A 13,281-nucleotide genomic window follows, 5' to 3' on the forward strand; every position below is an offset into this window, starting at 1 on the left:
GCCGGATCTCGGATGAACCGGCCACCTTCACGATTGGGATGTTCACGTTCGCTCTCCAAGCGGGCGGTCCGAGGACCGCCCGGGGACGGTTAGCCGAGGGCGGTGACGATGGCGGCGGCGTTGGCCCGATACATGGCGATCAGGTCGAAGCTCGGGTCGGGGAAGTTGTTGATCACGACACGCTCGGCGTTCACGTTGGTCAGGGCGTCGCCGCCGGGCATGGCGGAGTTGTCCAGGATGAGCTGGGGCTTCTTGGCGGCCAGGGTGGAGATCTCCCCCGCGGTGGGCGGCTGCGGGCCGTACACGCCCGCGGGTTGGGCGCCGGTCAGGTCGGCGGCCCAGGCGACGAACGCCTGGGAGACGATCACCGGCGTGGTTCCCTTGGTGGCTTCGGTGACCTTCTGCTTGAGCGCGGCGTACTCGGTGTCGAAGGTCGCCGTCCACGCGTCGGCGGCGTTCGCGGTGCCGAACTCGGCGGCCAGGCGCCGCACCTCGGCCTTCACCTTGTCCGGGGCGTTGTCCAGCGCCACCTCGATGAGCTTGGCGTCGGAGCCCGCGGCCTCCTTGAGCTTGCCCGCGAACCCCTCGAAGGCGGCGTAGAGCAGGACGTCGGCTTCGGCGACCTTGGCCAGGTCGGAGGGTTTGGGGTCGTAGTCGGGCGCGTGCTGCACACCGGGCGGCACGATCACCGTGATGTCCGTCGCGCCCGCGGCTTTGGCGAATCCGGCCTCCCAGCTGGAGGCGGCCACGACCTTCAGGGTCCCGGATTCCGACGGCGTGGCCTGCTCGGTGGTGCCGCAGGAGGTCAGGGTGAGAACGGCCACGAGGCCGATCCGGCTCAGGGTACGCATCAGTGAAAAGCCCTTCCTAGGTGGAAAGCGGTGGATGGGACGGCGTGGAGGAGAAGCGTGCAGACTCCGCCGACCAGGACGAGCGTCGGGCCGGGCGGGAAGTCGAAGGCGAGGGCGAGGAAGAATCCGCCCACGTTGAACGCGAGCCCGAAGATCACCGACCAGCGGATCATCGCGATGAGGGACCGGCCGACCCGGCGGGCGGCCAGGGCGGGCAGCAGGGTGAGCGCGTCCACGAGCAGCGCGCCGGTGAGCCTGATCGCCGAGGCGATCGCGACGGCGATCACCACGAGCAGGATCAACGTGAGCCGCTCCACCGCGACCCCCGAGCACAGGGCGAGCTCCCGGTCGTGCAGCAGGAGGGCCAGGTCGCGGCGGCGCAGCCAGAAAAGCAGGGGGACGATCACGGCCAGCGCCGCCAGCGCGACCACTTCTTCCAGCCGGGTGGCCAGAATCGATCCCCACAGCAGTTCGAAGGCGCCGTTGGCGTTCACGCCGGAGATCGACAGCAGCAGCAGCGCGGCGGCGATGGCCAGCGTCATCAGCAGGCCCATCGCACCCGACAGGCCGGTCGTGCTCCGGGCCATCGGGGTCAGCGCGCCGCCGGTGAACGCGCACAACACCAGCGCGCACAGCAGCGGATCCAGACCGATCAGCAGGCCGATGGCGATGCCCAGCAGGGCGACGTGCATCATCGCGAAGCGGACCGGCATGATGTCGAGGCCGACGATGAACACCCCGACGATCGGCAGGCCCACCGAGCCGAGCAGCAGGGCCAGGACCGCGAGCCGTACCGAGGGAAGCTCCAGGAGCACGGCGATGTCGTTCACCCGGCCTCCCGCAGCCGCCCGGCGGCCATCTCGGCCACCCGCTCGCAGGCCCCGGCCACGACCCGGTCGTGCGTGACCACGACCACGCTGACCGGCAGGCCCGCCAGCACCGCCGCGACCTGCCGCTGCCCGTCGAAGTCGAGCGCCGCCGTCGGCTCGTCGGCCAGCAGCAGCCCGGCTCCCGCCGCCACCTGGCCGAGCGCCCTGGCCAGGTAGGCCCGCTGGAGCTGGCCGCCGGACAGCGCCGACAGCGGGCGATCCAGCAGATCGCCGATCCCTAGATCTCGGGCGGCCCTGGTGGCCTCGCCGGTGTGGCGGCTGCTGGCCAGCAACTCGCCGACCAGCAGCGGGAACCGCCCCGCCGCCTGCCGCTGCGGCACCCAGGCCACCTCGGAGCGCCGCCGCGCCCACTCGGCGGAGCTGCGCGCGTGCCGGCCGGCGACCTCGATCACCCCGCCCGCCGCGCGGTGAAGTCCCAGGACGGCGCGCAGCAGGGTGCTCTTGCCCGAGCCGTTGGTGCCGGTGACGGCCAGGTGCTCGCCAGGGGCGAGTTCGAGGTCGACGCGGTCCACCGCGAGCTGCTTTCCGTACCTGCAGATCACCTGGGACAGGCGTAAGGCGCTTGGGGGCATGGGCGTACTCCGGGTCGCGAAAAGGGCGTACGACGACAGCCGGACGGAGGGATCCGCCCGGTGAAAACCGGTGCCTGAAGGTCAGCCGGTGAGGAGAGGAATCGCCGGAGGAACCGGCCACTGGTCACGTGCCGCCGCAGGGCGGAACGGAGAATTCACGGCGCCGCCCAGCCGGGCACGCCTGGTCACCGGCCGGGAGATGCTCCTCAGCCGGCGAAAACCGCCACGGGAGGGCCGCGCCGGCTGACCGCGTCCGCGATCTCACGGCCGGCGAGAACCTCGGGCTCGGCCGCCGGAACCGGCCGTCGTACGGGCGGCAGCGGCTGGTGGAACACCGCGAAGACCCAGCGCAGCACGGAAAGCGACGCCCGCGCCCACAGGCGCAACATCAGCCAGATCGCGCGCTCGCCCCGATACAGCCACCATCCGGTCAGCGCCGCCACCGCGACATGAACCAGGAACATGCCGAACGGGTGAGCGTGCTCAGCCTGCTCGCCCATCTTGGGCGCCGACCAGCTGAACAACTGGTGCAGCACGATCTGCGCCGCGATAGTAGCCGCCAGCACCACCTCGGCGCCACGCTCGCGACCGTTGAGCGCGAACGCCATCACCAGCGCGCCCAGGCCACCCAGTCCCACCACCGTGAGCGGAACCGTCCCGCCACCCGCGAAGGCGTGCCCGCCGACCGAGACGCTGACGCACGCCGCGGCGAAGACGGCGGCTCGCGCCAAGCGAAAGCTCGGCTCCCGGGGGGTCACGACCAACATCTTTTCAGCGAAAGGCCCGGCTGAGAAGCCCGTTCGACAAGGACGCCCAGGAGATGGCCGCCTCGGTAGTGCCTCAGGCTGTGCTGGACCGGTCGTGGGTGTTGCCGAGGCGGGTGCTTATTTCGGAGGCGGCGGTGAGGAGGGTGGGAGCTGAGTCGTGGACGCGTTGTTCGGTCAGGCGGTAGGCGGGGCCGGAGACGCTGATGGCGGCTACCACCTCGCCGTGGAAGGAGCGGATGGGGGCGGCGATGGCGTTGAGGCCGTCTTCCAGTTCTTCGAGGGTGACGGCGTAGCCGCGGATTCTGGCGGTGGTGAGTTCCTTTTCCAGGTCGGGGAGTGAGGTGATCGTGCGGGAGGTGAAGCGTTCCAGGGTGATCTGGTCGAGGAGGGCGGGGGCGGCGTGGGCGAGGAGGATCTTGCCGCTGGAGGTGGCGTGGAGGGGGGTGAGCTGGCCGACCCAGTTGTGGGCGGTGACGGCGGAGGGGCCGCGGACCTGGTCGAGGTTGACGGCGTAGAGCGAGCGGAGGACGGCGATGTTGACGGTTTCGCCGAGTTCTTCGGCCAGGCGCTGGCAGGTGGGGCGGGCGCGCTGGGTGATGTCGAGCTGGGTGTCGACGCCGGCGGCGAGGCGGATGAGGCCGAAGCCGAGGCGGTATTTGCCGCGATCCTCGGCCTGTTCTACCAGGCCGCGGGCTTCGAGGGCGCCGAGCAGGCGGAAGGCGGTGGACTTGTGGACCTCGATTTCGGCGGCGATCTCGCTGACGCCGGCTTCGCCCTTGCGGGCCAGGATCTCCATCACGGAGATGGCGCGGTCCACGGACTGGACGCCCCCGCTCTCGTTGCCCATGGCGCAACTGTAGCCGCCCGGCGAGAACGATTAAATCTCTGTTGCTAGTAGTGAAACGTGGTGCGTATGACGCTACGATTCGGCAAAAGCGGAGGGGTCATGACATATGACTTCATCATCGTTTGACTTCATCATCGTTGGCGGCGGCTCGGCTGGGTGCGCGCTGGCGAATCGGCTGTCGGCCGATCCGGGGACGCGCGTGCTCGTGCTGGAGGCCGGGCGGCCGGACTACCCGTGGGACGTGTTCATCCACATGCCCGCCGCGCTGACGTTCCCGATCGGGAGCCGGTTCTACGACTGGAGGTACGAGTCCGAGCCGGAGCCGTACATGCGGGATCGGCGGATCTACCACGCGCGCGGGAAGGTGCTCGGCGGGTCGAGCAGCATCAATGGGATGATCTTCCAGCGCGGGAACCCGCTCGACTACGAGCGGTGGGGCGCCGATCCGGGGATGTCGAGCTGGGATTACGCGCATTGTTTGCCATATTTCCGGAAGATGGAGAACTGTCTGGGGGATCCGGGGACCGAGTTCCGGGGGCATGACGGGCCGCTGGTGCTGGAGCGCGGGGCCGCGTCGAGTCCGTTGTTCCCGGCGTTCTTCGAGGCGGTGCAGGAGGCCGGGTATCCGCTGACCGATGACGTGAACGGGTTCCGGCAGGAGGGGTTCGCGGCGTTTGACCGGAACATTCGGAAGGGTCGGCGGTGGTCGGCGCGGCGGGCGTATCTCGATCCGGCGCGGAAGCGGAAGAACCTGACGGTCAGGACGCGGGCGTTCGTCACGAAGGTGCTGTTCGAGGGGACCCGCGCGGTCGGCGTGGAGTGCGATGGTCAGCGGATCCACGGCAAGGAGATCATCCTGTGCGGCGGCGCGATCAACTCGCCGCAGTTGCTGCAGCTGTCCGGGGTGGGGGACGCGGAGGAACTGCGCGCCGTGGGCGTGACGCCCGTTCATCATCTGCCCGGGGTGGGCGAAAACCTGCAGGACCACCTGGAGGTGTATATCCAGCACGGGTGCGGACAGCCGGTGTCGATGCAGCCATACCTGAAATATCGGCATCGTCCGTGGATCGGGGCGCAGTGGCTGTTTCTCCGGAGCGGGCCCGGCGCGACCAATCATTTTGAGGCGGGCGGGTTCGTCCGCAGTAACGATGACGTGCCCTATCCCAACCTGATGTTCCATTTCCTTCCGCTCGCCGTGCGGTATGACGGTTCCGCTCCGGCGGGTGGGCACGGGTATCAGGTGCATGTCGGGCCGATGTACTCCGACGCGCGCGGGTCGGTGAAAATCACCTCCAGCGATCCTGGGAGACATCCGGCGTTGCGGTTCAATTACCTGTCGACCGCGCAGGATCGCCGCGAATGGGTGGAAGCCGTGCGGGTCGCCCGGTCGATTCTTGGACAACCGGCGCTCAAGGCGTACAGCACCGGAGAGATCTCGCCAGGGCCGGGCGTGCAGAGCGAGGAGGAGATTCTCGACTGGGTGGCCAGGGACGGGGAGACCGCGCTACACCCGTCGTGCACGAATCGCATGGGTCTGGATGACATGTCGGTGCTTGACCCGGACACGATGCGGGTGCACGGTCTGGATGGGATTCGTGTGGTGGATGCGAGCGCGATGCCGTACGTCACGAACGGCAACATCTATGCCCCGGTCATGATGCTGGCTGAGAAGGCGGCCGATCTCATTCTTGGCAACACCCCGTTAGCCCCGCAGCACACGCCCTTCTATCGCAAACCCTAGGTGCCTATGAGTGATCAGCCCGTCCTCGACGTACGTGGCCTGTGGAAGGTTTTCGGGCCCAAGCCGGAGCGCGCCGTCGGCAGCACGCTGTCGCGGCAGGAGTTGAAGGAGCGGACGGGGTGCGTGGCCGCCGTCCGGGATGTCTCTTTCACGGTACGGCCCGGCGAGGTCTTCGTCGTGATGGGATTGTCGGGGTCGGGCAAGTCGACGCTGGTCAGATGCCTGACGCGGCTGATCGAGCCGACCGCCGGCGAGATCGTCTTCGATGGGGCGGACATCAGGCAGGCCGACGAGAAACGGCTGCGGGAGCTGCGGCGGCATCGGCTGGCGATGGTGTTCCAGCATTTCGGGCTGCTGCCGCATCGGTGCGTGCTGGACAACGTCGCGTTCGGGCTGGAGATCCGCGGCAGCGCGCGGCCAGAACGGTACAAGCGGGCCCGCGAGGTGCTGGAACTGGTGGGGTTGACCGGGTTCGAGAACTCCTATCCGGATCAGCTCTCGGGGGGCATGCAGCAGCGGGTGGGGCTGGCGCGGGCGCTCGCCGTGGATCCCGATCTGCTGCTGTTCGACGAGCCGTTCTCGGCGCTGGATCCGCTGATCCGGCGCGAGATGCAGAACGAGATCATCCGCCTGCACCACGAGGTGGGCAAGACGATGGTGTTCATCACGCACGATCTCAGCGAGGCGCTCAAACTGGGCGATCGTATCCTGATCATGCGGGATGGAGCGCTGGTGCAGATGGGCACCCCGGACGAGGTGGTGGGCGCGCCCGCCGACGACTACGTGCGGGATTTCGTGAGCGATGTGCCCCGGTCGCATGTGCTGACCCTGCGGTGGATCATGCGGGAGGCGCTGCCGGACGAGCCGCTCGACGGGCCGGAGCTGGCGCCCGATCTGGTGATCCGCGACGCGGTCCACACGGTTCTGTCCGCCGATCGCCCGGTGCGGGTGGTCCGCGAGGGTGAACTGCTCGGAGTCGTCACCAGCGCCGAGATCCTCGAAATGATCGCACGATGACCACGCTCAGCGTGGCCGCGCGGCTGCCCGCCCGCCGCTACCTGGCCGGGGCGATCGTGGCGGCGTGGGTGCTCGGGCACGCGCTGCTGGCCGGCCGGGACACGCTGGCGCTGGGCGGGGCCGAGCTGACACCGCTGCACGAGGGCGTCAACGAGGCGTGGGACACGGTAGACGACAACCGCAACAGCAATCCGTTCTTCTTGTACTTCGTCAATTACATCCGGCTCATCCTGGATGAGTCCGTCAAATTCGTGCAGGCGCTGATCAGCCAGCCGTCGTTCGAGCGTCCCGTGCCGGTGCTGGGCTGGCTGGGCGTGGTGGCGCTCGCGGCCGCTGTGACGTACATATTCGGAAATATCCGGGTGGCGTTGCTGACCGTGGCCGGGTTCGTGTCGTTCGGGCTGCTGGGGCTCTGGGCGGAGAGCATGGACACGCTCGCGCTGACGCTGACCGCGGTGGCGTACTCGCTGGCGGTGGGGATTCCGCTGGGTGTGTGGGCGGGGTTGAGCGAGCGTTTCAACCGGTTCGTCACACCGGTGCTGGATTTCATGCAGACGATGCCGACGTTCGTGTATCTGGCGCCGTTGACGCTGTTCTTCCTGATCGGCCCGGCCAGCGCGACCATCGCCACGATGATCTACGCGGTTCCCCCGGCGATCCGGATCACCGCGCACGCCGTCCGCGAGGTGTCCCCGGTGACGCTGGAGGCCGGCTCGTCGCTGGGCGCCACGTCGGCGCAGTCCCTCCGGCATGTACGGCTTCCGCTGGCCAGGCGCACCATCGTCGTCGGCGTCAACCAGACGATCATGGCGGCGCTGTCGATGGCCACGATCGCGGCCTTGATCGACGCGCCGGGGCTGGGCAAGACCGTGCTGAAAGCGCTCCAGACGCTGGATATCGGCGCGGCCTTCAACGCCGGTCTGGCGATTGTGATCATGGCGGTGGTGCTCGATCGGGCGACCACGGCGGCGAGCCATCGGGTGGAGACGCAGCGCCGTACCGGACGGCTGAGATCGGCATTTGTCCGGCGGGTGGAGGTGACGGTCGCGCTGGGGATCGCGGCCGTGCTGGGCTACCTGTCCTATACCTATGTGTGGGCGGCGGAATTCCCGGCCGGAGCGAACATCGGGTCCTATGTCCGCAGGGCGGCGGACGCGGCCAGTGTCTGGGTTCAGGACAGCCTGTCCGGATTCACCGACGCGCTCAAGAACGTGATCACCTATGGCCTGCTCAACCCGTTCGAGTCGCTGCTGGCCGGTTCGCCCTGGTGGCTGGTGTTCGCGGTCGGGGTGGGCATGGCCGCGCTCGTGGGCGGGACCAGAGCGGCGATCATCGCGGCGGCCGGTCTTGCGGCGCTGATCGGGCTCGGGCTCTGGCAGGACAGCATGGTCACCCTGGCCTCCACGCTGGTCGCGACGATCCTGGTGATGGTGCTCGGCGTGGCCACCGGCGTGTGGATCGGCAGGAGCGACCGCGCCGACGCGGTGCTGCGGCCGGTCCTGGACGCCGGGCAGACCATGCCCGCCTTCGTGTATCTCGTCCCGATCCTCGGCCTGTTCGGGCCGACCCGGTTCACCGCGATCATCGCAGCCGTCGTCTTCGCCGCGCCCGTCGCGATCAAGCTGGTCGCCGAAGGCATCAGGGGCGTGCCCCCGGCCACGGTCGAGGCGGCCCGCTCGGCCGGATCGAGCTCCTGGCAGCTCATCACCAAGGTGCAACTTCCGATGGCGCGCGGCGCGGTCGCGCTGGCCGCCAACCAGGGGCTGATCTACGTGCTGTCGATGGTGGTGGTCGGCGGGCTGGTCGGCGCGGGCGCGCTCGGCTACGACGTGGTCGCCGGGTTCTCCCAGCACCAACTGCGCGGCAAGGGCCTGGCGGCGGGGCTGGCCATCGTCGTGCTGGGGATCGTCTTGGACCGTGTCACACGAGCGGCCCAGGCCAGAACGAACCGACTCGGGGTGATCAAGGAGGACTGATGGCAATTCGACGAATAGGCGTGGTGGCCGGGGCCGTGCTGGTGCTGGCCGGATGCGGCGGGGCCAAGGTCGGCGAGGCGCCCAGCGCCGCGCCGGGCACCGGGGCCGCCGGGTCGGCCGCGGCCTGCGGGACCCTCAACCTGGCGATCAACCCCTGGGTCGGGTACGAGGCGAACGCGGCCGTCATCGCGCACGTGGCCGAGAAGAACCTGGGCTGCACGGTCGTCAAGAAGGATCTGAAGGAGGAGGTCGCCTGGCAGGGCTTCGGGACCGGCGAAGTCGACGCGGTCGTGGAGAACTGGGGTCACGACGACCTGAAGCAGAAATACATCCAGGAGCAGAAGACCGCGCTCGAAGCAGGACTGACCGGGAACAAGGGCGTGATCGGCTGGTATGTCGCACCATGGATGGCGGCGAAATATCCGGACATCACCGACTGGCAGAACCTGAACAAGTACGCCGAGCTCTTCAAGACCTCCGAGTCGGGCGACAAGGGGCAGCTGCTGGACGGCGACCCCTCGTTCGTGACCAATGACGAGGCGCTGGTGAAGAACCTCAAGCTCGACTACAAGGTGGTCTACGCCGGGAGCGAGGCGGCGCTGATCACCGCGTTCCGGCAGTCGGAGAAGGAGCAGAAGCCCATCATCGGCTACTTCTACGAGCCGCAGTGGTTCCTGTCCGAGCTGAAACTGGTGAAGATCAACCTTCCGGCCTATACGGCGGGGTGTGACGCGGATGCCGCGAAGGTGGCGTGTGACTATCCGCTGTACGAGCTGGACAAGGTCGTGAGCAAGAAGTTCGCGGATTCCGGGAGCCCGGCGTACACGCTGATCAAGAACTTCAGCTGGACGAACGATGACCAGAATCTGGTGGCGAAGTACATCTCCGAGGACAAGATGACCCCGGCGGAGGCCGCCGCGAAGTGGGCCGCCGACAACGAGGCCAAGATCAAGACCTGGCTGCCGGCGAGCTGAGTCTCCGGGCGTCCCGTGCTGCTTGACACCCCGTGAGCAGCACGGGACGCTTGTTGCGGCAAACGCGGTTAGTTGCGCATATTGCAACAGCGGAGGTGGCTATGGCGGGCCCGAGCGTTGTCGTCATCGGTGCGGGAGTGGTGGGCGCTGCGCTCGCCGACGAGTTGTCCGCGCGCGGGTGGACCGATGTGACCGTGGTCGATCAAGGGGATGTGCCGGCTACGGGCGGGTCGTCGTCGCATGCCCCGGGGCTGGTCTTTCAGACCAACGGGTCGAAGGCGATGGCGGAGATGGCCCGCTACACGGTCGAGAAGTTCGTGGGGTTGGGGGCTTTCCTGCAGGTCGGGGGGCTGGAGGTGGCCACCACGCCGGAGCGGCTGCGGGAGTTGCATCGGCGGTATGGGTGGGCTACGTCGTGGGGGCTCGAGGCTGAGCTGCTGAGTCCGGAGGAGTGTGTGGTCCGGCATCCGTTATTGGATGCGGAGCGGGTTCTTGGGGGGTTGTTCCTCGCGAGTGATGGGCTGGCGCTGGCCGTGCCCGCTGTGGCGGCGCAGTTGGCGCGGGCCCAGGAGCGGGGGGTGCGGGTGCTGGCGCGGCATGAGGTGCTCGATGTCGTCGCCGTGGACGGCCGGGTGACCGGAGTCGTCACCGATAAAGGGGAAATATCGGCGGATGTCGTGGTGTGTTGTGCGGGGATTTGGGGGCCCCGGGTGGCGCGGATGGTGGGGATGGAGCTGCCGTTGACGCCGCTGGCGCATCAGCTGGCGTGGACCGGGCGGTTGCCGGAGCTGGCCGGGGATGTGGTGGCGAGTCTGCCGATCCTGCGGCATCAGGATGCCGATCTTTATTACCGGGATCGGAACGGGACGCTTGGGGTCGGATATTACGGGCATCGGCCGATGCCCGTGTCCGCGGATGACATCCTTTCTGTGGACGCGGCCGAGGTGATGCCCTCGTTGACGGCCTTCACGCCGGACGACTTCGCGGACGCCTGGACCGAGACGCAGTCGCTGCTGCCCGCCACCCGTACCGCGAAGGTGGAGGAAGGTGTCAACGGGCTCTTCTCCTTCACGACCGACAACATGCCGCTGATGGGCGAATCCCGGGACGTACGGGGATTCTGGGTGGCCGAAGCGGTGTGGGTGACGCACTCGGCGGGAGTCGGGCGGGCGATGGCGGAGTGGCTCGTCGACGGACGTTCCAGCATCGATCTGCACGAATGCGACGTCAACCGCTTCGAACGGCACCAACTCGCCCCGGAGTACGTCCTGGCCCGCGGGTGCCAGAACTACGTCGAGGTCTACGACATCATCCATCCGCTCCAGCCGATGGAGGATCCGCGTCCGCTTCGCACCAGTCCTTTCCATGTACGGCAACGCGAGCTCGGCGCGTACTTCCTGGAGGCGTCCGGGTGGGAACGCCCGCATTGGTACGGCGTCAACGAGGGGTTGCCCGCGCCTTCGTATGTGCCGAACGACTGGGCTGCCCGGTACTGGTCGCCGATCGTCGGGGCGGAGGCCAAGGCGACCCGGGAGGGTGTGGCCCTTTATGACATGACGGCGCTGAAACGGCTGGAAGTGAGCGGGCCTGGCGCGACGGCGTTCCTGCAGCGGCTGACTACCGGGGATGTGGATAAATCCATCGGGTCGGTGACGTATTGCCTGCTGCTCGATGGGGATGGCGGGATTCGCAGTGATGTCACCGTGGCGCGGCTGGGTGCGGATCATTTTCAGGTCGGTGCGAACGGGGAGCTGGATCTGGATTGGTTCGAGCGGCATCGTCCGGGTGATGTGTTCGTGCGGGATATCACGGCGGGCACGTGCTGTCTGGGGGTGTGGGGGCCTCGGGCGCGGGAGCTGGTGCAGCCGCTGACGGGTGTCGATCTGACGGCTCTTCGGTATTTCCGGGGGGCTCGGGGATATGTCGGGCATGTTCCGGTGACGATGCTGCGGTTGTCGTATGTCGGGGAGCTGGGGTGGGAGATCTACACCACGGCTGATATGGGGCTCAAGCTCTGGGACACGTTCATGCGGGAGGGCGCGATCGCGGCGGGGCGAGGGGCGTTCGCGAGCTTGCGGCTGGAGAAGGGGTATCGGTCGTTCGGGGTGGATATGACCTTCGAGCACGATCCGTACGAGGCGGGGCTGGGGTTCGCGGTCAAGCTGGGGAAGGGCGACTTCATCGGGCGGGACGCGGTGGTGGAGCGTAAGGAGTCGGTGCGGCGGAAGCTCACCTGTCTGGTGCTGGATGACGTGGTCATGGGGAAAGAGCCCGTTTATCACGATGGGCGTGCGGTGGGGTATGTGACCAGCGCGGCTTATGGCTACACGATCGGGCGGGGTATCGCGTATGCGTGGCTTCCCGCTGAGCTTTCCGTGCCAGGGACGGCTGTGCGGATCGGTTATTTCGATCGGCTGGTGGAGGCGGTTGTCGCGGCGGAGCCTTTGTTCGATCCGGCTATGGAACGCCTGCGCGGTTAGGGAGAACGATGCATCCGGATCGTTTGTGGCGGTCGGCGGAGCCGCGGAAGGCCTACGACGTGGTCATCGTGGGTGCGGGTGGGCATGGGCTGGCTACTGCCTATTATCTGGCGAAAAATCATGGCATCGGGGATGTGGCGGTGCTGGAGCGGGGGTGGCTGGCTGGGGGGAACATGGCCAGGAACACCACGATTATTCGGTCCAATTATCTGTGGGATGAGAGTGCGGGGATCTACGAGCACGCGCTCAAATTGTGGGAGGGGCTGGAGGAGGATCTCGGGTATCCGCTGCTGTTCAGCCAGCGTGGTGTGCTCAATCTGGCGCATAGCCTGCAGGATGTCCGCGATGGGGTTCGCCGGGTCGAGGCTAATCGTGTCAACGGGGTGGACGCCGAATGGCTCGATCCAGAGCAGGTCAAAGAGATCTGCCCGATCGTCGATGTGAGTCCTGAAGTCCGCTATCCCGTGCTCGGTGCGACCTACCAGCCGCGGGCCGGCATCGCCAAGCACGACAACGTCGCCTGGGCGCTGGCGAAAGCCGCCTCCGACCTGGGCGTCGATCTGATCGAACACTGCGAAGTAACCGGCATCGAAGTAACCGACGGTCGCGCCACCGCTGTAACGACCACGCGTGGTCGAATAACCGCCAACAAAATCGCGCTATCCGCCGCGGGTCACACATCGGTTGTCGCCAAAACCGCCGGAATAGACCTTCCCCTGCAAACCCATCCGCTCCAAGCGCTCGTTTCCGAACTCCTCGAACCCGTTCACCCCACCGTTGTGATGTCAAACGCCGTGCACGTCTATGTGAGCCAAGCCCACAAAGGCGAACTGGTCATGGGCGCGGGCATCGACGCCGCCAACTCCTACCGCCGCCGCGGCGCCTTCCACATCATCGAACGCCAGATGGCCGCCGCCCTCGAACTCTTCCCCATCTTCGCCCGCGCCCACGTCCTCCGCACCTGGGGCGGCATCGTGGACGTCTCCCCCGACGCCTCCCCCATCATCGGCCTCTCCCCCGTCGAAAACCTCTACCTCAACTGCGGCTGGGGCACCGGCGGCTTCAAAGCAACCCCCGGCATCGGCTGGTGCTACGCCCACACCATCGCCCACAACACCCCCCACCCCCTCGCAGCCCCCTTCACCCTCAACCGCTTCACCACCGGC

The 13,281-nt window shown here is 67.7% G+C and carries 11 protein-coding genes; 6 read left to right on the forward strand and 5 right to left on the reverse strand.

Annotated elements, in window-relative coordinates; genetic code table 11:
* Window positions 1–89 precede the first annotated feature (89 nt).
* The 5 genes from Aple_RS32810 to Aple_RS32830 form a co-directional block, all read right to left on the reverse strand.
* The gene (locus Aple_RS32810) at window positions 90–851 is read right to left on the reverse strand and encodes a metal ABC transporter solute-binding protein, Zn/Mn family (RefSeq protein ID WP_155348608.1); all 762 of its coding nucleotides are present in this window, start codon (window positions 849–851) and stop codon (window positions 90–92) included.
* Entirely contained in the window at window positions 851–1,681 is an 831-nt protein-coding gene (locus Aple_RS32815; protein ID WP_155348609.1) for a metal ABC transporter permease, read from the reverse strand. Before Aple_RS32815 ends, Aple_RS32810 begins: the two co-directional genes overlap by 1 nt.
* Window positions 1,678–2,313: a metal ABC transporter ATP-binding protein gene (locus Aple_RS32820; RefSeq protein WP_155348610.1), complete on the reverse strand. Its 636-nt coding sequence runs from the start codon at window positions 2,311–2,313 to the stop codon at window positions 1,678–1,680. Before Aple_RS32820 ends, Aple_RS32815 begins: the two co-directional genes overlap by 4 nt.
* Before the next feature lie 206 nt (window positions 2,314–2,519).
* Window positions 2,520–3,080 carry a hypothetical protein gene (locus tag Aple_RS32825; protein WP_218038604.1) on the reverse strand — a complete coding sequence of 187 codons (561 nt, stop codon included), beginning with the start codon at window positions 3,078–3,080 and terminating at the stop codon, window positions 2,520–2,522.
* Window positions 3,081–3,153: 73 nt separating this feature from the next.
* Entirely contained in the window at window positions 3,154–3,927 is a 774-nt protein-coding gene (locus Aple_RS32830) for an IclR family transcriptional regulator (RefSeq protein ID WP_155348612.1), read from the reverse strand.
* A gap of 106 nt (window positions 3,928–4,033) precedes the next feature.
* Here Aple_RS32830 and betA point away from each other — a divergent pair, with 106 nt between their 5' ends.
* The 6 genes from betA to Aple_RS32860 form a co-directional block, all read left to right on the forward strand.
* Window positions 4,034–5,668: a choline dehydrogenase gene (gene betA / locus Aple_RS32835; protein ID WP_155348613.1), complete on the forward strand. Its 1,635-nt coding sequence runs from the start codon at window positions 4,034–4,036 to the stop codon at window positions 5,666–5,668.
* A 6-nt stretch (window positions 5,669–5,674) separates the two neighbouring features.
* Window positions 5,675–6,685, forward strand: a complete 1,011-nt coding sequence (locus Aple_RS32840; protein ID WP_155348614.1) for a quaternary amine ABC transporter ATP-binding protein — start codon at window positions 5,675–5,677, stop codon at window positions 6,683–6,685.
* Window positions 6,682–8,661, forward strand: a complete 1,980-nt coding sequence (locus tag Aple_RS32845; RefSeq protein ID WP_155348615.1) for an ABC transporter permease — start codon at window positions 6,682–6,684, stop codon at window positions 8,659–8,661. Before Aple_RS32840 ends, Aple_RS32845 begins: the two co-directional genes overlap by 4 nt.
* Window positions 8,661–9,635, forward strand: coding sequence for an ABC transporter substrate-binding protein (locus tag Aple_RS32850; RefSeq protein WP_155348616.1), 975 nt, complete (start codon window positions 8,661–8,663; stop codon window positions 9,633–9,635). Before Aple_RS32845 ends, Aple_RS32850 begins: the two co-directional genes overlap by 1 nt.
* A 101-nt stretch (window positions 9,636–9,736) precedes the next feature.
* Complete coding sequence (locus tag Aple_RS32855) at window positions 9,737–12,115, forward strand: GcvT family protein (RefSeq protein ID WP_155348617.1); 2,379 nt, start codon at window positions 9,737–9,739, stop codon at window positions 12,113–12,115.
* 8 nt (window positions 12,116–12,123) lie between these two features.
* On the forward strand, window positions 12,124–13,281 hold a 1,158-nt coding region (locus Aple_RS32860), incomplete at its 3' end, for a sarcosine oxidase subunit beta family protein (protein WP_155348665.1).

The sequence above is a fragment of the Acrocarpospora pleiomorpha genome (genome assembly GCF_009687885.1).
Taxonomy (GTDB): Bacteria; Actinomycetota; Actinomycetes; order Streptosporangiales; family Streptosporangiaceae; genus Acrocarpospora; species Acrocarpospora pleiomorpha.